Consider the following 18,098-nt stretch of genomic DNA (forward strand, 5'->3'; position numbering starts at 1 on the left):
CCCCTGTGTGGCGCCCCCGGGGCGGGGGGGCCGGGCGGCGGTCCGGGCGCCCGGGCCCCCGAATCTCGTGCGGCAGATCCTCCTGCCAGGCCCTGCTCGACTTCTTGGCTACGCAGAAACCATATCCCGCGTATATCCGTATGTCTAATCTCACCAGTATAGATTTTCTCCACGCGGCGCACGCGCAGCCCTCCCCCGCCACGAACGGGCCGGCGCCGCACCGCGGGGCTGTTCCACCGTGCCCGGGTGTCAGTGGCTGGGCCTAACGTGGTATCCAGCACCGGGGTCCGGGGTCCGTGCCGGGACCGGGCACGCTGACGAGAGGGGCAGTGCAGATGGCGAAGCGCAGTGCGGCTCTGCTGGTCTACAGACTCGATGCGGAAAGAGGGTTGCTCGTGCTGATCGCCCATATGGGCGGGCCTTTCTGGGCGCGGAAGAACGAGCGGGCGTGGTCGATTCCCAAGGGTGAGTACGAGGACGGTGAGGAGCCGAGGGACGCGGCTTTCCGTGAGTTCGCCGAGGAGATGGGCTCGCAGCCGCCGGCCGGCGAGATCGTGGAGATGGGCGAGTTCCGGCAGCCCAGCGGAAAGGTCATCACCACCTACGCCGTCGAGGGCGAGTTCGAGCTGTCGGGCTTCCACAGCAACACCTTCGAGATGGAGTGGCCCAAGGGTTCCGGCACCATACAGGCGTTCCCCGAAGTGGACCGGGCCGACTGGGTCACGCCGGACCGGGCGGGGGTGCTGCTGGTGAAGGGTCAGGTGCCGATCGTCCAGCGGCTCCGGGACACGCTGGCGGAGCGCGGCGCAGCCGTCGACGGGGCTTCGGAAGCGGCGTCCTGAGCCGCGTCCCGAGCGGGGTCGAGAGCGGGGTCGAGAGCGGGATCGGCCGCTGTCGCCGATCGCTGACGCCGGGTCGGATCGTCGTGGTAGACATGGCCGCAGGGCGCGCACGCACCGGGCGAGGCGACCGGATGGCGCGGCCTGACGACGTGACCGGATGGGGAGTGCCGTGACGGGTCTGGAAGTTGTCGTGACCTACCTGGTGACGCGGGCGGTACAGAAGGCGCGCCGGGCGGGCGGACGTCTGAACGCCGAGGCCGACCGGGTGGCCGACGGCCTCCTGGACCGGCTGCACGACGCGGTCAGCCGCAGACTCGGCGAGGACCCCGCGCTGCACCAGCTGGACCGGGAGGCGGCGGAGGGCGTGGAGAATCCGCGCACCCGGCAGCGGGTGCTCCTCTCGCTGGAGGAAGCGGCGGAAGCGGACGCCGAATTCGCCCGTACGATCCGCGAGTTGGCCGCGGAGATCGGAAAGCTGTCAGGAGCGCCGCAAGGCGCGGTGGTCCAGACCGCCCACGCGCATGACCATTCCACGATCCTGCAGGCCGGCCGGGACATCTCGGTGGACCGGCTTCCGTAGCCGTGCCGGAGCAGAAGGCGTCGGGGAATACCGACTCCACCATTCTCCAGGCCGGGCGGAACATCCTCATCACCACGCACCGGCCGGCCGAGCGCGCGGTGGCGGTCTCCGTCGCACCGCCGCTCGGCCGCCGCGATCCGGCCACGCCGCTGCGCGGCAGGACCGCCCTGCTGGACGAACTGACCGCGCTGCTCGACCCCGAGCGGTGCGACCCGGCCGCCTCCCGGGTCCGGATACTGCACGGGCTCGGCGGCTGCGGAAAGACCTCGATCGCCCTCGACCTCAGCCACCACGCGGCCGAGTCGGGCATCGACGTGTGGTGGGTCTCCGCGGTGGACGCGATCACCCTGACCGCCGGCATGCACGCGGTGGCCCGGCGGGTGGGCGCGAGCGAGGACGAACTGCTGCACGGGGACGCCCCGGACGTGCTGTGGCGGCGGCTGGACGCGTACACCAGGAACTGGCTGCTCGTGGTGGACAACGCCGACGACCCGGAGATCCTGGCCTCCGGCGCCGGCCCGCTGCACAACGGCCAGGGCTGGGTGCGGCCGCACGGCCACCGGACCGGACTGGTGGTGGTGACCAGCCGGGACGGCAATCCCGACACCTGGGGGACCTGGTGCGCGCTGCGCTCGGTCGGCATGCTGGAGAACGCCGACGCCACCCGGGTGCTGCTCGACCACACCGCCGACCGGGCGGGCTCCCCCGCGGAGGCCGCCGCCCTCGCGCACCGGCTGAACGGGCTGCCCATCGTGCTGCGGCTGGCCGGCGCGTATCTCGCCGAGACCACGCTCTCGCCCTGGCCCGGCGAGGACGCCATCACCAGCTTCGCCGGCTACCTGGCCGCCCTGGACGACGGGCGCCTGGACATCTACGACGGCGACGGTTCGGCGATCGGCCGCTCCTGGGAGCTGTCCCTCGACCTGCTGGCCCAGCAGGGCATCCCGCAGGCCCGGCCGCTGCTGCGGCTGCTGTCGTGCCTGGCCGACGCCCCGATCGCGTACGCGAGCGTCCTCCATCCGCGGACGCTCACGGGCTCCCCGCTGGCCGCGCTGTTCGAAGGGCTGGACGGGAGCGCGCTGTGGCGGCTGCTCAAGTCGCTGGCGAACCTCCGCCTGATCGACCTGACGGAACCGGTGCGGGCCGGCGACCAGCGACTGCTGCGGGTCCATCCGCTGGTCCGCGAGGCCAGCCGGCATCACCTGCGCAAGGAGGCCGGCCGGAACGCCGACCACGTCCGTACCGCCGTCGCGCTGGTGCACCGGGCGGTCGCGGCCGATATGACCGGCACCCCGGAATGGCCGCCCGCCTGGCCGCTGTGGCAGGCGATCGCACCGCACACGCTGCATGTCGCCCGCACCGTGGCGGCCATGCCGGCACTGCCCGCGGACACGATCGGGCTGATCACGGACGCGGCCCATCTGGTGGCCAGGAACCTGCGCTCGCGCGGCCAGTTCGTCACCGCGGAGGCGGAGTACCGGTTCCTGCTGGAGGTGCAGGGGCGGGTGCTCGGCGACGACCATCCGCTGACCCTGGCCACCCACCACAGCATCGGCGGGGTGCTGCACGACCGTGGCCTGCTCGCGGAGTCGGAGGCCGTCTGGCGGGCGGTGCTGGAGTCGCGGCAGCGGGTGCTGGGCGAGAGCCATGCCGACACGCTGTTCACCCGGCACGGCCTGGCCCTGGTGCTGCACGACCAGGGGCTGCTGCCGGAGGCCGAGGCGGAGTGGCGGGCGGTGCTGCACTTCCGCGGCGACGTCCTCGGCGAACGGCACCCGCACACGCTGGCGACCCGGCACAGCCTCGCCGTCGTGCTGCACCGCCGCGGGCAGCACGAGGAAGCCGAGGCGGAGTACCGGCAGGTGCTGAAGATCCAGCAGGAGGTGGTCGGCGGCAGCCATCCCGACACACTCGCCACCCGGCACCACATCGCCGTGGTGCTGCACGACCGCGGCGAGTTCCAGCAGGCCGAGACCGAGTTCCGGGCGGTGCTCGAACTGCGCCGGGAGGTGCTGGGCGAGGACCATCCGCACACCCTGGCCACCAGTCACGGGTTCGCCGTGGCGCTGCACGACCGCGGCGAGTTCGGCCAGGCCGAGACCGAGTTCCGGGCGGTGCTCGAACTCCGGCGGCGGGTGCTGGGAGAGGACCATCCGCACACGCTGGAGACGCGTGCCGGGTTCGAGGTCACCTTGCGGAGCCTGGGCCGTTCCGTGGCTCCCGGGAACGGCGGGGACGGCGGATCAGTCGGATCGTGAGAGCGCGGCCAGGGCCTGCGCCCCCAGCGCCCGGATCTCGGCCAGCAGGTGGGCGTTGGTGATCCCCTTGACGAGGTAGCCGGCGACGCCTGCCGCGGCCATCTCGCTGCGCGCGCCGTGGTCGCCGTAGGCGGAGAACACCAGGATGCGCACGCCGGGGACGGTGCGGATGACGTGCTCGGCGGTGTGGGGGCCGCCGCCGGGAAAGCGGACGTCGAGCACCACCACATGCGGCCGCACGGCGGCGGCGAGCCGGACCGCCTGGTCGGCGTCGGCCGCGCTGCCGGCCAGGACGAGGTCGGGCTGGGCCTGGACGACCTCCGCCAGCGCCGCGCGGAGCATGTCGTTGTCGTCGCAGATCAGCACCCGCACGGGTGTCCCGGGAGTGGCGGGGCGGGTCACGGCGGCCCCTCGGGGGCGGTCGGGGAGTCGTGCGCGATCGGCGGTTCGGGCACGGCGGGGTGGCGGACGACGGCGGGGTGGTCGGGGACGGTGAGCCGGCCGGCGACCATGTCGGCGGCACCGGGCAGCGGTTCGTCCAGCAGGGCGGTCGGCAGGTCGGGCACCCAGAACTCCACCGTGCTGCCGACGCCGGGCGCACTGTGCAGCGTCCACCAGCCGCCCGCGGTCTCCGCCCGCTCGCGCATCTCCATCAGCCCGAAGTGCTCGTGCAGCTTGTGGGTGACCGCCGGCTGCCCGGTGCCGTCGTCGGCCACCCGGACCAGCAGGCCCCGGCTCTCGCTCGCCACGCTGACCCGTACGGCGCGCGCCCTGGCGTGCTTGCGCACGTTCAGCAGCGCCTCCTGGACGACGCGGAAGATGGTGATCGCCGTCTCGGGCGCGGGTTCCCTCGCCAGGGAGTGCTTCAGGGACGTCTCCAGACCCCAGCCGCCGACCACCTCGTTGAGGTGCTGGGAGAGCGCCTCGACCAGTCCGTGCCGGTCGATGCCGGGCGGCTGCAGCCGGAAGCTGAGGGTGCGCAGCCGGCCCACCGCCTCGCGCACCGACGTGTCCAGTCGGGAGAGTTCATGGGCGAAGGGCTCGCCGACGCGGTCGGCCAGGAGTTGCAGCCGCATGCCGACGGCGACCATGGCCTGGATGGAGTCGTCGTGCACGTCCCAGGCGATGCGGCGGCGCTCCAGCTCCTGCGCCTGCACCAGGTGGGTGAACAGGCGGCGGCGCTCGGTGAGCGCCTGCTCGGCGGCGCGGCGCTCGGTCATGTCCCGGGTGACCTTGCCGAAGCCGCGCAGTTCGCCGGTCGCGTCGAACAGCGCGGTGATCACGACGTTGGCCCAGAAGCGGGAGCCGTCCTTGCGGATGCGCCAGCCCTCGTCCTCCAGCCGGCCGTCGGCGACGGCCGCCTCCAGCTCCAGGTGGGGCTTGCGGGCGGCGATGTCCTCGGGCGGATAGAAGATCGAGAAGTGCTTGCCGATGATGTCCTCGGCGCGGTATCCCTTGATCCGCTCGGCGCCGGCGTTCCAGCTGGACACGTGGCCGCCGGGGTCGAGCATGAAGATGCCGTAGTCGAGGACGCTGCCGACGAGCAGGGTGAAGGCGGTCTCGGACGGGGCGAGGGCGCCGGCGGGTCGCGTACGGCTCTCGCCGGTCATCGCAGCAGGCCCTCGCGGCGGGCCACCGCCACCGCCTCCAGCTGGGAGCGGGCCCCGAGCTTCTCCAGCACCCGCTGCACGTGGTTCCTCGCGGTGTTGAGGGCGACGCCGAGCCGCCGGCTGATCTCCGCCGTGCCCAGGCCGTCGCCGAGCAGGCCGAGGGTCTCGCGCTCGCGGGGCGTGAGGGTCGCGCCCAGGCCGGCGGTGCGGCCGGTCAGCCGGTCCAGCGCCCCGCCGAGCAGGCCCTTGCTGAAGGCCACCTCTCCTGCCGCCACCAGGCGTACGCCGTCCTGGAGTTCGGTCAGGTTGCCGGCCTTCAGGATGAGTCCCGAGCCGCCGGCCTCGGCGACGCGGGCGGCCACCGCGGGGGTCGCCTCGCCGGTCAGCACCAGGATCCGGGCGCCGGGCGCGGCGGCTCTGAGGGGGGCGATGGCGGCGATGCCGTCACCGTCGGGCAGCCGCCGGTCCAGCACCACCACGGCCGGGCGCAGCCGGGCGGCTTCGGCCAGCGCCTCCGCCACCGACAGGCTGCGGCCGACCACCCGCAAATCCTCGGTGCGGTCCAGGGCGAGGCGGATCGCCTCGGCGACCATGTCGTGGTCCTCGACGAGCAGGATGGTGATACGCCCGCCGGTGGCGCGCGGCGCGCCCCGCGGTGGTGCGGGCTCCGCCGCGGTACCCGGCGCGGCCTGCGGCGCGCTCTGCGGTGTCGGGGGCATCACACGGTCCTCGGGGGTACCCGTGGGACGCTGTCGGCGAAGAACGCGTCGGCGCCCGAGAGGGCGAACAGCCGGGCCACCTGCGCGCGGACGCCCTCCACGCACAGCCGGGCGCCCTTCCCCTCCGCCGTGGCCTTGGCCTCCAGCAGCACGTTCAGCCCCGAGCAGTCGCAGAAGCGCAGCTCCCGGAGGTCGAGCAGGACGTGATCGGACCGCCGCGCGAAGCAGTCGGCGAGGGCCGCCCGCAGCTGCGCGGCGCCGTTCAGGTCCAGTTCGCCGACGAGCCGCAGGACCGGTACGTCGGCGTCGAGTACGGTCCCGACCTGGAACAACGGGCCGGTCACGCCGTGGCTACTGTCATGTGGCGACCCCCGGCCGGGTAATGAGCACCAGTCAAGACTAGTGAATCTGCACCAGAAGAGAACCGCTCCCGCCCGGATCGCTCCAACTCCCGTGAGAATGGCCGGGAAAGCGCACAGCGGCGCGGCACTCCGACCGGTGCACGGCGGCTGGGTACCTTACTGTGTGGGGGCGTCCCGCGGAACTGGCGCCTCCGCGGAGCGCCACGGGTCACGGGTCGCGGGCAAGCGGTGAGGCACTCGCTGGAAGGGGAGCAGGCATGGAACTCCCGCCGGCCACACCGCACGACGCCCGCCCTCCCCAGGTGTCCGTGGACTTCGAGGGCGCGCCCGGCTGCATCGCCGAGGCACGCGAGACCGCCGTCACCTTCCTCGGCCACCACGCCCCGCGCGCGCCGCACGCCCGCCACACCTTCCACGACGACGTGCTGCTGGTCGTCTCCGAGCTGGTGACCAATGCCGTACGCCACGCTCCCGGGCCCCTCAGCCTGGAACTCGGCCTGCTGCCCGGCGGGATCGTGGTCACCGTCCGGGACACCAATGCCAGCGCCCCGCGCTCCCGGCCCCCCGACAGGACCGGCGGGCGCGGCTGGCCCATCGTCCAGAGCCTCGCCACCCGGGTGCGCGTCGTGCTCCGCGGCGACGGCAAGACCGTCCACGCGGAGCTGGCCTGGTAGCCCTGCGCCACGTGGTTCCGCGCCTGGTGCTCCCGCGCCTGGCGGTCCGCCGCCCGCGTCGGCAGGGCGGCCCGTGGGACGCGGTACGGAGTGCTTCCGCGGGTCTTCCGGTCGGGCGCGGTGAGGGCCATGTTGGAGGCATGAGGCAGACGGATGTGAAGCCGCGGTTCGCGCGTGTGCCACGACGGGTCGCCGGTGCGCCGGCGAGGCCCGCCCGCTCCCCGGGGCGGCCGGGGGTCTTCCGGTGAGCGCCCCGGGCGGGCCGGCGGGGCCGGTGCGCCGCGTCGAGCTCTCCGCGGCCGCGGAGACCCTGCTGGAGCAGCTCGCCGAGCGGCACGGCCCGCTGATGTTCCATCAGTCGGGCGGCTGCTGCGACGGCAGTTCGCCGATGTGCTTCCCACGTGGCGAGTTCCGGGTCGGCGGCGCGGACGTGCTGCTCGGCCGGGTCGCCGGGGACACCCCCTTCTGGATGAGCGCCAGCCAGTACACGTACTGGCGGCACACCCATCTCACCGTGGACGTGGTGCGGGGCCGGGGCAGCGGCTTCTCGCTGGAGGCCCCGGAGGGGGTGCGGTTCCTGCTGCGGTCACGGCTGCTGACCGACGAGGAGATGGAGCGGATCGCCGCGGAGCCGCCGCCGGCCACGGGTGACGCCTGACCGGGCGGCGGGGCGGCGCGCGCCGAGCCGGGACGGAGGCGGGTGCCGAGTCGACATTTCGGGCATAAGGTGCATAGTGCAGTGCTCCCGGCAGCGGGCGCACCCGTGCTGAGGAGGCACCCACGATGTCCGAGCTGATCGTGATCGGATACGACGACCCGCAGGTAGCCGACACCGCGTACAACGCGGTGCAGAACCTCCAGCAGGACTACGTGGTGAACCTGAACGGGCTCGCCATCGTCTCGGTGGACGCGGACGGCAAGACCCATGTGGACACCCCGAGCAAGCTCGTGGGCGTCTCGGCGGCCTCCGGGGCGCTGTGGGGCACCGTCTTCGGCCTGCTCTTCCTGGTCCCCGGCCTCGGGCTGCTGGCCGGCGCCGCCATGGGCGGCCTGCTCGGCAAGCTCGGCAAGTCCGGGATCGACGAGCAGTTCCGCGCCCAGGTGCAGGAGTTGCTGAAGCCCGGCAGCTCGGCGGTGGTGATCATGGCCTCGAAGATCACTGAGGACAAGTTCGCCGACGCCATGCAGCCGTACGGCGGCACCGTGCTGAAGACCTCGCTCAACGACGAGGACGAGAAGGAGCTGGCCGAGCACCTGGCGGGCGCGCAGCAGGCGTGACGACCCGGGCGGCGCTCGGGCGGTCGGCCCGCCGGCCCGGTCGGCGGCCGGCCGGTCCGGCCGTCAGCCGGGGAGCGGGGCGGCGGCCGCCGGGTCGAGCAGCCCGGCGAGCAGGTCGCCGGCCTCCGCGACCCGGCCGGGCACGTCGGCGATGGTGAACACCAGCCGCTCGGGCCTGCGGGCCGCCGCGACCTCACGCCAGGACAGCGGCGCGGAGACCGTCGGGGTCTCGCGGGCCCGCACGGTGTACGGGGCCGCGGTGGTCTTGCGGGCGGAGTTCTGCGACCAGTCGATGAACACCCGGCCGGTGCGGTCGGCCCTGGTCATCCGGGAGATGACGGTGTCCGCGTGCCGCACCTCCAGCTCCTGGGCGATGCGCTTGGCGTAGGCGCCCGCCGATCCGGGGCTCGCGCCGCGCAGCGCGGCCAGCAGATGCAGGCCCTTGGAGCCGCTCGTCTTGGCCCAGAGCGTGATGCCGTCCTCGGCGAGCCGGTCGCGCAGCAGCAGCGCCACCCGGCAGCAGTCGACCACGGTGCGGTCGGGTCCCGGGTCGAGGTCGAGGACCAGCCGGTCGGCCGCCTCGGGCGAGCCGGCCTTCCACTGGTGGGTGTGGATCTCCACGCAGGACAGGTTGCCCGCCCAGATCAGCGTGGCCAGATCGTTGACCTGCACCTGGTCCATGACCTCGCCGCTGTTCCTGAGGGTGTCGGTCACCGTCACCCAGTCGGGCGTACCGGCGGGCGGCCTCTTCTGGAAGAAGCGCTGCCCTTCCACGCCGTCCGGGGTGCGGACGAAGCTGACCTGGCGGCCGCGGATGTGCGGCAGCAGCACCTCGGCCACGCTCGCGTAGTAGTGCAGCAGTTCGGCCTTGGTGGTGCCGGTGGCCGGCCAGAGCACGCGGTCGAGATGGCTCAGCTTGAGCGTCCGGCCCTCGACCTCGGTGATCGGCATATCATAAAGATCCCATATGCCGACAAAAAGGACATGCCATGCGCAGCGTCTGGTCGGGGAACCTGGCCTTCGGCCTCGTCTCCATCCCCGTGAAGCTCGGGTCCGCGGTGTCGAGCCACAAGATCAGCTTTCGCCAGATCCACCTGGCCGACCAGGGACGGGTCCGCTACCAGAAGACGTGCGAGCTGGACGAGGAGGTGCTCGAGACCGCCGAGATCGGCCGGGCCTTCGAGACCCCCGACGACCGGCTGGTCGAGGTGACCGACGAGGACCTGCGCGTACTGCCGCTGCCGACCGCCAAGACGATCGAGGTCAGCGGCTTCGTCGAGATGGCCGCCGTCGACGCCATGCAGCTGGACACCTCGTACTTCGTCGCCCCCGCCTCCCCCGCGGCCGACAAGCCGTACGTGCTGATGCGTGAGGCGCTGACCCGGTCGGGGAAGGCCGCGGTCGGCAAGTTCGCGATGCGCAACTCCGAGCACCTCGCCCTGATCCGGCCGCGCGACGACGTCCTGCTGCTGCAGACGCTGCGCTGGCCGGACGAGCTGAACTCCCCCGCGGACTCGGCCCCCAAGGGCAGCGTGAAGATCAGTGACAGCGAGCTGCGGCTGGCCGACACCCTGATCGACGCGCTCGGCCAGGCGGACCTGGCCGCGTACCAGGACGAGTACGCGCAGGCCGTGGAGGCCCTGGTGACCGCGAAGCTCGAAGGCGCAGAGCCGCCTGCCGCGGGCGCGGAGGGAGGCGGCGGCAAGGTCGTCGACCTCATGGCGGCGCTGCAGGCGTCGGTGGACCGGGCGAAGAGCGACACCGGCGGGCGCGGGCGCCACGCCCGCGGCGCGGCAGGTTCGGGGTCGGGGGCGGAGTCGGAGTCGGGGTCGGGGTCGGGGTCGGGGTCGGGGTCGGGGTCGGGGTCGGGGTCGCACGCGACCGTCACCGAGCTGCAGGCGCAGGGCCGCAGGAAGGCGCCGGCGAAGAAGAGCGCGAGCGCGGCGGGCAAGCGGACCGCCGCGAAGAAGCCGGCGGCGAAGAAGCCGGCGGGAGGCGGCTCGCGGCGCAAGTCCGGCTGACCGCGCGACCGCGCACCCCTGCCGGGCCGCACCGGCCTCGACAGCCGCGCCGGGGGCATTTTGAACGGCGTGTGAAGCCGCGTCGCGGGAACCGCCCGATATGCTGACGTACCGCCCGCGGACGCGTTGACAGCGGGGAAGAGCGCTGCCTACGTTACGGCCGGGCGGCCCTCCTCCGTGGCCGCCCGGAGCGCGACGTGAGGCCCCTACCGGGCGGACGAGGGCGGCCAGGATGCGAGCGGGACCAGGCATGGCAGCGTGGCGCCGCCACGGACGCGTCGCCGCGTACCGGGCCCGGTACATCGATCTGCTCCGCGTCGACAGCGCCCTCTGTCCGCGCCGCACGGCCAGCCGCGGCGCGCCCCCGCGTCTCCGGGGCTGAACCCCCCGCCGCCCTGGCCCGGCCGCCGCCCCGCGGCGGCCGTGCCCGGCGCATCGACCGCCACCGGACCCAGGACCCAGCGACCGGACCGCGACGACCGCGGCGAGGGGACCGCGAGACCGTGCCCGCGCCACGCCACCGCGCCGGCCACGCGGGCCGCGCTCCCGGGCCGGCCGCCGTCCGATCACTGAGACGCCAGGAATGGCCGGGCGGGCGGCCGGGTTGGCCTGATGAGCAAGACGCACCTGACCGAACGGAGACACAGGCGACCATGTCGACCAGCCTTCAGCCGCATGAGCCGCACCGGCCGCTGCCCCTGCCCCACGAGCACGTGCTGGACAACGCGGCGTGGGAGTCGCTGGCCGGGCCGCACCGGCACCTGGCGCAGACCGTCGGCACGGCCGCGCGCTACCAGGAGGACGTGTCGCCGTTCGTCGCGCTCGCCGACGCCGACGACCCGCGGTCGTGGACGGACCTGGCCACGCTGGTCGGTCCCGGCAACTCCTTCGCCCTGGCCGGCGTGCCGTCGCTGCCCGAGAGCTGGGCGACCGGCCAGTCGGGGCAGGGGGTGCAGCTGGTCGGCACCTCGCTGCGCGCCGAGCGCGATCCGCAGGCGGTGCCGCTCGGCCCGGCGGACGTGCCGGAGATGCTCGACCTGGTGGCCCGCACCGAGCCGGGGCCGTTCCGGCCGCGCACCGTCGAGATGGGCGCGTACTACGGCGTCCGCCACGAGGGGCGGCTGGTGGCGATGGCCGGCGAGCGGCTGCGCCCGCCCGGCTGGACCGAGATCAGCGCGGTGTGCACGGACCAGGAGCACCGCGGCCGCGGCCTGGCCACGCGTCTCGTACGCCATGTCGCGGCGGGCATCGCCGACCGCGGCGAGACACCCTTCCTGCACGCTGCGGCCGCCAACACCAACGCCGTGCGGCTGTACGAGTCGCTGGGCTTCACGCTCCGCCGCACCATCCTCTTCCACTTCCTGCGGGTGCCCGACGACACGCCCGAGAGCGCCCGGTGAGCCGTCGCGGCGGCCGCGAGCCGCACCCGTAGCCTCGTCCTCCCCGGCGCCGGGCCCGCGACGTCCGGGACGCGTTGAGAAGCCCGCCACAGCAAAGGAACCCCGCATGCCCCGCGCGTACGTCTTCACCCGTCACGGCGGCCCCGAGGCCGCGACCTTCCTCGACGTGCCCCGCCCCGCGCCCGGCGCGGGGCAGCTGCTGATCGCGGTGCGCGCGACGGGCGTCAACCCGGCCGACTGGAAAAGGCGCGAGGGCCTGCGCGGCCCCGGCGAGCCCGAGCCCCGCTTCCCGGTGGTCTTCGGCCGCGAGGCGGCCGGCGTGGTCGAGGAGGTCGGGCCGGACGTCACCGGATTCGCCGTCGGCGACGAGGTGCTCGGCTACCCGGTGGACGGCAGCTACGCGGAGTACGCGGTGCTGCCCGCCGCGGCCGCCGCCCGCAAGCCGGCCGCGGTCTCCTGGACCGACGCGGCGACGCTGCCGGTCGCGGCCGGCACCGCGTACGACGGCATCCGCCAGCTCTCGCTGCCGCGCGGCGCGACCCTGCTGGTCAACGGCGTGGGCGGCGGTGTCGGCACGGCCGCCGCGCAGATCGCCCGGCACGAGGGGCTGACCGTGATCGGCACCGCGAGCGAGGGCAAGAAGGACTTCGTGGAGTCGCTCGGCGCGGTGCACGTGGCGTCCGGCCCCGGCGTCGCCGACCGGGTCCGGGCGGCCGCGCCCGACGGCGTCGACGCCGTCTACGATCTCGTGGGCGGCGAGCCGCTGCGCGAGGTCGCGCCGCTGCTCACCGACCGCTCGCGGCTGATCAGCGGCGCCGACCGGAAGCTGGTGGCCGAGTTGGGCGGCAGCACGGTGATCCGCCCGCGCAACACGGAGGTGCTGGAGGCCGTGGCGGCGCTGGTCGCCGAGGGCGTGCTGGACCCGTACGTCACCCGGGTCTTCCCCTTCGCCGAGGCGGACCGGGCGCTGGCGGCCGTCGAGGAAGGGCACAGCCGCGGCAAGACCGTCATCGAGTTCGCGGGATAACGCCGTGCGCGTCCCGACGCCCGCCTCCCCGCCGGCCCTGCTGCTCCACGGCCGGCGGCACATCGACCTCAAGCGCGTCGCCGCGGCCCTCTGTCGCCGCTGACCGCCGCCGGTCCGGCCTGCAGATCGCGCCGGACCCTTCCGCGACACGGCCTCCCGCCGAGGCCCCGCGCCGTCCCCGCACACCCTCGGGTGTGCAGGGCCGCGCGTCGTGCTCGCCCCCGGTCGACCGAGAAAGGCGTTCCTGACGCATGTCCGCTTCCTCTGCTTCCGCCGCTTCTTCCGACTCCGCCGCTTCTACCGACTCCACCGGTTCCTTCGACTCCACCGGCTCCGATCCCGCCGAGTCCGACGCGCCCGCCGGCTCCGGTGGTCCCGGCGCGCACCCCCCGCTGCACCTCGCCGTCGCGTTGCAGGACGCCGGCTGGCATCCCGCCGCCTGGCGGGAGCCCGGCGCCCGGCCGCGGGAGCTGTTCGACGCCGGGTACTGGACCGACGCGGTGCGCGAGGCCGAAGGCGGGCTGCTCGACTTCGTGACCTTCGAGGACTCCCTCGCGCTGCAGTCCGACGACCCGCTGCGCCCCGACGACCGGACCGACCGGGTGCGCGGCCGGCTGGACGCCGTGCTGACCGCCGCCCGGGTGGCGCCGCTGACCCGCGGGATCGGCCTGGTACCGACGCTGGTGGCGACGCACACCGAGCCGTTCCACCTGTCGAAGGCCGTCGCCACGCTCGACTACGTGAGCGGCGGCCGGGCCGGCCTGCGGGTCCAGATCGCCTCCCAGCCGCACGTGGCCGCCCACTTCGGCCGCCGCACCCTGCCGCCCTTCGGCCGCGAGGACCTGGAGCGGCCCGGCGTACGCGAGGTGGTGGCCGAACTCTTCGACGAGGCGGCCGACTACGTGGAGGCCGTGCGGCGGCTGTGGGACAGCTGGGAGGACGACGCGGAGATACGCGACGCCGCGACCGGCCGGTTCATCGACCGCGACCGGCTGCACTACATCGACTTCGAGGGCCGGCACTTCAGCGTCAAGGGCCCGTCGATCACCCCGCGTCCCCCGCAGGGCCAGCCCCTGGTGGCGGCGCTCGCCCACGACACGATCCCGTACCGCCTCGTCGCCAGGGCCGCCGACATCGGTTTCACCACGCCGCACGACGCCGGGCACGCGGCGCGGATCGTCGCGGAGATCCGGGCCGAGCAGCAGAGCGCGGGCCGCGCGCGGGACACCGTGCACGTCTTCGGCGACCTGCTGGTCTTCCTCGACCAGGACGCGCGGACGGCCCGCGCCCGCAGGGCGCGGCTCGACGCGGCGCTGGACGAGCCGTACCTCGGCGACGCCCCCGTCTTCGCCGGCACCGCGGCCGAACTCGCCGACCACCTGCTGGAGTTGCGGCAGGCGGGGCTGACCGGCTTCCGGCTGCGCCCGGCGGACGCCGACCACGACCTGAAGGCGATCACGCGCGGCCTGGTACCCGAACTCCAGTCGCGCGGCGCCTTCCGCCGCTCCTACGAGGCCGCCACGCTGCGCGGCCTGCTCGGGCTCTCCCGGCCCGCCAACCGCTACGCCACCGCCCGCGCCTGAGCCGGAGGACCCGACCACCATGAGCAGCAGCAGCGCCCAGCCGACCGGCCGGCCCCGGCAGATCCACCTCGCGGCCCACTTCCCCGGCGTCAACAACACCACCGTGTGGAGCGATCCGGCGGCGGGCAGCCACATCGAGTTCGACTCCTTCACCCGCTTCGCGCGCACCGCGGAGCGCGCCAAGTTCGACTTCCTCTTTCTCGCGGAGGGGTTGCGGCTGCGCGAACAGGGCGGCGAGATCTACGACCTGGACGTCGTCGGCCGCCCCGACACCTTCACGGTGCTCGCCGCGCTGGCCGCCGTCACCGAGCGGATCGGGCTGACCGGCACCATCAACTCCACCTTCAACGAGCCGTACGAGGTGGCACGGCAGTTCGCCAGCCTCGACCACCTGTCCGCGGGCCGCGCCGCGTGGAACGTGGTGACCTCCTGGGACGCCTTCACCGGCGAGAACTTCCGGCGCGGCGGCTTCCTGCCGCGCGACGAACGCTACGCACGGGCGCAGGCGTTCCTGGACACCGCCCGGGAGCTGTTCGACTCCTGGCACGGCGACGAGATCGTCGCGGACAAGGAGTCCGGCCGCTTCCTGTCCGATCCGGCCGCGGGCGCCTTCCGCCACCGCGACCCGCACTTCGACATCGAGGGCCGCTTCAACGTGCCGCGCAGCCCGCAGGGCCGCCCGGTGATCTTCCAGGCCGGGGACTCCGAGGAGGGCCGCGAGTTCGCGGCCGCGACCGCGGACGCGATCTTCAGCCGGCACGCCACGCTGGAGGCGGGCAAGGCGTTCTACCAGGACGTCAAGGGCCGGCTCCAGCGCCACGGCCGGACCCACGACGAGCTGCTGATCCTGCCCGCGGCGACCTTCGTGCTCGGTGACACCGACGCCGAGGCCGGCGAGATCGCCCACGCGGTGCGGCGGGCGCAGGTCAGCGGCCGGACCGCGATCAAGCTGCTCGAACAGGTCTGGAACCGGGACCTGTCCGGGTACGACCCGGAGGGGCCGCTGCCCGACGTCGACCCGGACCCCGGCGAGCACACGGTGGCACGCGGCCGGGCGAGCGTGCGGTCGGTGCAGGACCCGCTGGCCACCGCCCGGGAGTGGCGGCAGCTGGCCGAGGCGGAGAAGCTGTCGATCCGCGACCTGGTCATCCGCACCAGCGCCCGGCAGACCTTCGTCGGCTCCGCGCGGACGGTCGCGGACGACATCGACGCGTTCGTGCAGGCGCGGGCCGCCGACGGGTTCATCCTGGTGCCGCACATCACCCCCGGCGGCCTCGACGTCTTCGCCGACGAGGTGGTGCCGCTGCTCCAGGAGCGCGGCGTCTTCCGCACCGAGTACGAGGGCGCGACGCTCCGCGACCACCTCGGGCTGCGGGTCCCGCGACCGGGGGCGGCCGCTGCGGAGCCGGCGGGCGTGGAGGAGGCGGCCGCCTCATGAGGTTCCTCGCCATCACCCTCATCGTGCACGCCCCCGATCCGGTGACCGGGGTCCGCGTCTCCACCGCGGACCGCTTCCGCGAGGTGCTGGACGGCGCGCTGCTCGCCGAGGACCTGGGCTTCGACGGTTTCGGCGTCGGCGAGCGCCACGAGCGGCCGTTCCTCTCCTCCTCGCCGCCGGTGGTGCTCAGCCACATCGCCGCGCTCACCTCGCGGATCCGGCTGTTCACCGCGGTGACCACGCTCAGCCTGCTCGACCCGGTGCGCGCCTTCGAGGACTACGCCACGCTCGACCACCTGTCGGGCGGCCGCCTCGAACTCATCATCGGCAAGGGCAACGGCTCCGCGCAGCGCGAGCTGTTCCAGGTCACGGCCGAGGACCAGTGGGACCGCAACGCCGAGAGCTACGCGCTCTTCCGGCGGATCTGGCGGCAGGACAAGGTGACCGCGACCCCGCGGTTCCGGCCGGAGCTGACCGCGGCGGAGGTGTGGCCGCGCCCGCTCCAGCAGCCGATCCGGGTCTGGCACGGCAGCGCGACCAGCCGCGAGTCGGCGGACCTCGCCGCCCGCTACGGCGACCCGCTGTTCTCCGCCAACGTGACCAACCCGATCGAGCCGTACGCCGACCTGGTGCGCCACTACCGCGAGCGGTGGGCGCACTACGGCCACGACCCGGCGCTCGCCACCGTCGGCGCGGGCAGCGCCGGCCTGTACGCGGCCCGTACCTCGCAGGAGGCGCTGGCCGCCTTCCGGCCGGTGTTCGAGGGGCGGCTGGCCTTCCAGAGGCGGATCGGCCTGGAACCGGTGTTCGACACACTGGAGGACTTCGTGGCGCGCAGCTCCGCGCTGGTCGGCAGCCCCCAGCAGATCGTCGACAAGGTCCACCGCTACCACGAGGTGTTCGGCCACACGGTGCTGCACCTGCCGGCCGACGCGAGCGGGCTGACCGCGGCACAGCATCGCGGCTCGCTTGAGCTGTTCCAGTCCGACGTCGCGCCGGCGCTGCGCAAGGAGATCCCGGACCCGCCGTGGGGCTGGGGCCCCGCGCCGCTGAGCCCCACCGAGCGGCCCGCTGCCGCCACGCCACCGCACCAGGAAGGCGGCACCGCCTCATGACCGCGTCCCACTCCCCGGCCGTTCCGCTGTCCGTTCTCGACCTCTCGCCGATCAGCGCGGGCGCGACGCCGGCGCAGGCGCTGCGCAACACCGTCGACCTGGCACGCCGGGCCGAGGCGGCCGGCTACGCCCGCTACTGGCTGGCCGAGCACCATCTGGCCACCGGTGTCGCGGGCGTCTCCCCCGCCCTGGTCATCCAGCTGGTCGCGGCGGCGACCGAGCGGATACGCGTGGGCTCCGGCGCGGTGCAGCTCGGGCACCGCACCCCGCTGTCGGTGGTGGAGGAGTTCGGTCTGCTCGACGCGCTCTTCCCCGGCCGGATCGACCTCGGCCTGGGCAGGACCGGCTTCGCCAAGCCGAAGAGCACCGACGGCGGGCCGCCCGCCGCACCCGCCTCCGCCGCGCCGCGCCGCACCGAGGACCGGTGGACGCCCGAGGGCCTGCTGCTGCCCCCGCCGTACGACTTCAGCGCGCTGATCGGCTCGCCGCTGCTGAAGCGCTACGCCGAGCTGGTGCAGTTCCCCGGCGGCCAGGTGCCGGAGTACCGCGACCAGGTGGAGCAGATCCAGGCGCTGATCCGCGGGGACCTGCGCACCGCGGACGGACTGGAGGTGCACGCGCTGCCGGGCGAGGGCGCCGACCTCCAGCTGTGGATCCTGGGCAGCAGCCCGGGTGAGAGCGCGGAGGCGGCCGGGGCGCTGGGGCTGCCGTTCGGGGCGAACTACCATGTCAGCCCGGCCGCGGTGGTGGAGGCGGTGGACGCCTACCGCAAGGCGTTCGTGCCCTCCGGGGTGCTGGAGCGGCCGCATGTGCTGGTCTCGGCGGACGTCGTCGTCGCCGAGGACGACGCCACGGCCCGCCATCTCGCGTCCCCGTACGGCCTGTGGGTGCACAGCATCCGCTCGGGCCGGGGCGCGGTGCCCTTTCCGTCGCCGGACCAGGCCGCGGCGCACGCCTGGAGCCCCGAGGAGCGGGCGCTGGTCGACGACCGCATCCGCACCCAGTTCGCCGGCTCCGCCGCCACCGTCGCGGAGAAGCTGCGGGTGCTGCAACGGGCGACCACGGCGGACGAGTTGCTCGTCACCACCATCACCCACGACCACGCGGACCGGGTCAGGTCCTTCGAACTGCTCGCCCGGGAGTGGCACGGCTGACGCGCCGGACCCGGCGACGGCCGGGGGGGGGGCCCCG

At 74.2% G+C, this 18,098-nt stretch carries 19 protein-coding genes; 14 read left to right on the top strand and 5 right to left on the bottom strand.

Translation table 11 applies throughout. The features are described from left to right. Window positions 1-335: 335 nt before the first annotated feature. From V2S66_RS33850 to V2S66_RS33860, 3 genes are all read left to right on the top strand, one after another. Window positions 336-842, top strand: a complete 507-nt coding sequence (locus tag V2S66_RS33850) for an NUDIX domain-containing protein (RefSeq protein ID WP_330800856.1) — start codon at window positions 336-338, stop codon at window positions 840-842. A gap of 169 nt (window positions 843-1,011) precedes the next feature. Then, window positions 1,012-1,422, top strand: coding sequence for a hypothetical protein (locus tag V2S66_RS33855; RefSeq protein ID WP_330800858.1), 411 nt, complete (start codon window positions 1,012-1,014; stop codon window positions 1,420-1,422). Between the two features lie 2 nt (window positions 1,423-1,424). Further along, window positions 1,425-3,680, top strand: coding sequence for a tetratricopeptide repeat protein (locus tag V2S66_RS33860; RefSeq protein WP_330800860.1), 2,256 nt, complete (start codon window positions 1,425-1,427; stop codon window positions 3,678-3,680). On the opposite strand, the gene V2S66_RS33865 is transcribed toward V2S66_RS33860, so the two are convergent. Genes V2S66_RS33865 through V2S66_RS33880 form a run of 4 tightly spaced genes read right to left on the bottom strand, consistent with a single transcriptional unit; the run spans window position 3,666 to window position 6,353 of the window. Continuing rightward, complete coding sequence (locus V2S66_RS33865) at window positions 3,666-4,082, bottom strand: response regulator (protein WP_330800862.1); 417 nt, start codon at window positions 4,080-4,082, stop codon at window positions 3,666-3,668. The genes V2S66_RS33860 and V2S66_RS33865 overlap by 15 nt on opposite strands. Next, entirely contained in the window at window positions 4,079-5,290 is a 1,212-nt protein-coding gene (locus V2S66_RS33870) for a PAS domain-containing sensor histidine kinase (RefSeq protein ID WP_330800864.1), read from the bottom strand. Before V2S66_RS33870 ends, V2S66_RS33865 begins: the two co-directional genes overlap by 4 nt. Next, window positions 5,287-6,009, bottom strand: a complete 723-nt coding sequence (locus tag V2S66_RS33875) for a response regulator transcription factor (RefSeq protein ID WP_330800865.1) — start codon at window positions 6,007-6,009, stop codon at window positions 5,287-5,289. The genes V2S66_RS33870 and V2S66_RS33875 overlap by 4 nt, the downstream gene beginning before the upstream one ends. Continuing rightward, the gene (locus V2S66_RS33880) at window positions 6,009-6,353 is read right to left on the bottom strand and encodes an STAS domain-containing protein (protein ID WP_330800867.1); all 345 of its coding nucleotides are present in this window, start codon (window positions 6,351-6,353) and stop codon (window positions 6,009-6,011) included. Before V2S66_RS33880 ends, V2S66_RS33875 begins: the two co-directional genes overlap by 1 nt. Before the next feature lie 275 nt (window positions 6,354-6,628). Here V2S66_RS33880 and V2S66_RS33885 point away from each other — a divergent pair, with 275 nt between their 5' ends. From V2S66_RS33885 to V2S66_RS33895, 3 genes are all read left to right on the top strand, one after another. Beyond that, on the top strand, window positions 6,629-7,045 hold the full coding sequence (locus tag V2S66_RS33885; protein WP_330800869.1) for an ATP-binding protein: 417 nt from the start codon (window positions 6,629-6,631) through the stop codon (window positions 7,043-7,045). A 244-nt stretch (window positions 7,046-7,289) separates the two neighbouring features. Then, the gene (locus V2S66_RS33890; RefSeq protein ID WP_330800871.1) at window positions 7,290-7,703 is read left to right on the top strand and encodes a DUF779 domain-containing protein; all 414 of its coding nucleotides are present in this window, start codon (window positions 7,290-7,292) and stop codon (window positions 7,701-7,703) included. Window positions 7,704-7,828: 125 nt separating this feature from the next. Next, a complete protein-coding gene (locus V2S66_RS33895; RefSeq protein ID WP_330800873.1) occupies window positions 7,829-8,323 on the top strand; it encodes a DUF1269 domain-containing protein in 495 nt (164 codons plus the stop codon). 63 nt (window positions 8,324-8,386) lie between these two features. On the opposite strand, the gene ligD is transcribed toward V2S66_RS33895, so the two are convergent. Further along, window positions 8,387-9,274 (bottom strand): non-homologous end-joining DNA ligase, encoded by an 888-nt coding sequence (gene ligD, locus V2S66_RS33900; RefSeq protein WP_330800875.1) that lies wholly within the window; start codon window positions 9,272-9,274, stop codon window positions 8,387-8,389. A gap of 38 nt (window positions 9,275-9,312) precedes the next feature. Here ligD and ku point away from each other — a divergent pair, with 38 nt between their 5' ends. From ku to V2S66_RS33935, 8 genes are all read left to right on the top strand, one after another. Beyond that, the gene (gene ku / locus V2S66_RS33905; protein WP_330800877.1) at window positions 9,313-10,344 is read left to right on the top strand and encodes a non-homologous end joining protein Ku; all 1,032 of its coding nucleotides are present in this window, start codon (window positions 9,313-9,315) and stop codon (window positions 10,342-10,344) included. Between the two features lie 653 nt (window positions 10,345-10,997). Next, window positions 10,998-11,744 (top strand): GNAT family N-acetyltransferase, encoded by a 747-nt coding sequence (locus V2S66_RS33910; protein WP_330800879.1) that lies wholly within the window; start codon window positions 10,998-11,000, stop codon window positions 11,742-11,744. Window positions 11,745-11,850: 106 nt separating this feature from the next. After that, the gene (locus V2S66_RS33915; RefSeq protein ID WP_330800881.1) at window positions 11,851-12,771 is read left to right on the top strand and encodes an NADP-dependent oxidoreductase; all 921 of its coding nucleotides are present in this window, start codon (window positions 11,851-11,853) and stop codon (window positions 12,769-12,771) included. Window positions 12,772-12,775: 4 nt separating this feature from the next. Then, the gene (locus tag V2S66_RS34700) at window positions 12,776-12,874 is read left to right on the top strand and encodes a putative leader peptide (protein WP_413966546.1); all 99 of its coding nucleotides are present in this window, start codon (window positions 12,776-12,778) and stop codon (window positions 12,872-12,874) included. A gap of 148 nt (window positions 12,875-13,022) precedes the next feature. Then, window positions 13,023-14,354, top strand: a complete 1,332-nt coding sequence (locus tag V2S66_RS33920) for an LLM class flavin-dependent oxidoreductase (protein WP_330800883.1) — start codon at window positions 13,023-13,025, stop codon at window positions 14,352-14,354. A 19-nt stretch (window positions 14,355-14,373) separates the two neighbouring features. Next, window positions 14,374-15,792 carry an NtaA/DmoA family FMN-dependent monooxygenase gene (locus V2S66_RS33925; protein ID WP_330800885.1) on the top strand — a complete coding sequence of 473 codons (1,419 nt, stop codon included), beginning with the start codon at window positions 14,374-14,376 and terminating at the stop codon, window positions 15,790-15,792. Continuing rightward, window positions 15,789-16,907 carry an LLM class flavin-dependent oxidoreductase gene (locus tag V2S66_RS33930; protein ID WP_330800887.1) on the top strand — a complete coding sequence of 373 codons (1,119 nt, stop codon included), beginning with the start codon at window positions 15,789-15,791 and terminating at the stop codon, window positions 16,905-16,907. The genes V2S66_RS33925 and V2S66_RS33930 overlap by 4 nt, the downstream gene beginning before the upstream one ends. Next, a complete protein-coding gene (locus tag V2S66_RS33935) occupies window positions 16,904-18,061 on the top strand; it encodes an LLM class flavin-dependent oxidoreductase (protein ID WP_330800889.1) in 1,158 nt (385 codons plus the stop codon). Before V2S66_RS33930 ends, V2S66_RS33935 begins: the two co-directional genes overlap by 4 nt. Window positions 18,062-18,098 lie beyond the last annotated feature (37 nt).

The sequence above is a fragment of the Actinacidiphila polyblastidii genome, assembly GCF_036353415.1.
In the GTDB taxonomy this organism is placed as follows: domain Bacteria; phylum Actinomycetota; class Actinomycetes; order Streptomycetales; family Streptomycetaceae; genus Actinacidiphila; species Actinacidiphila polyblastidii.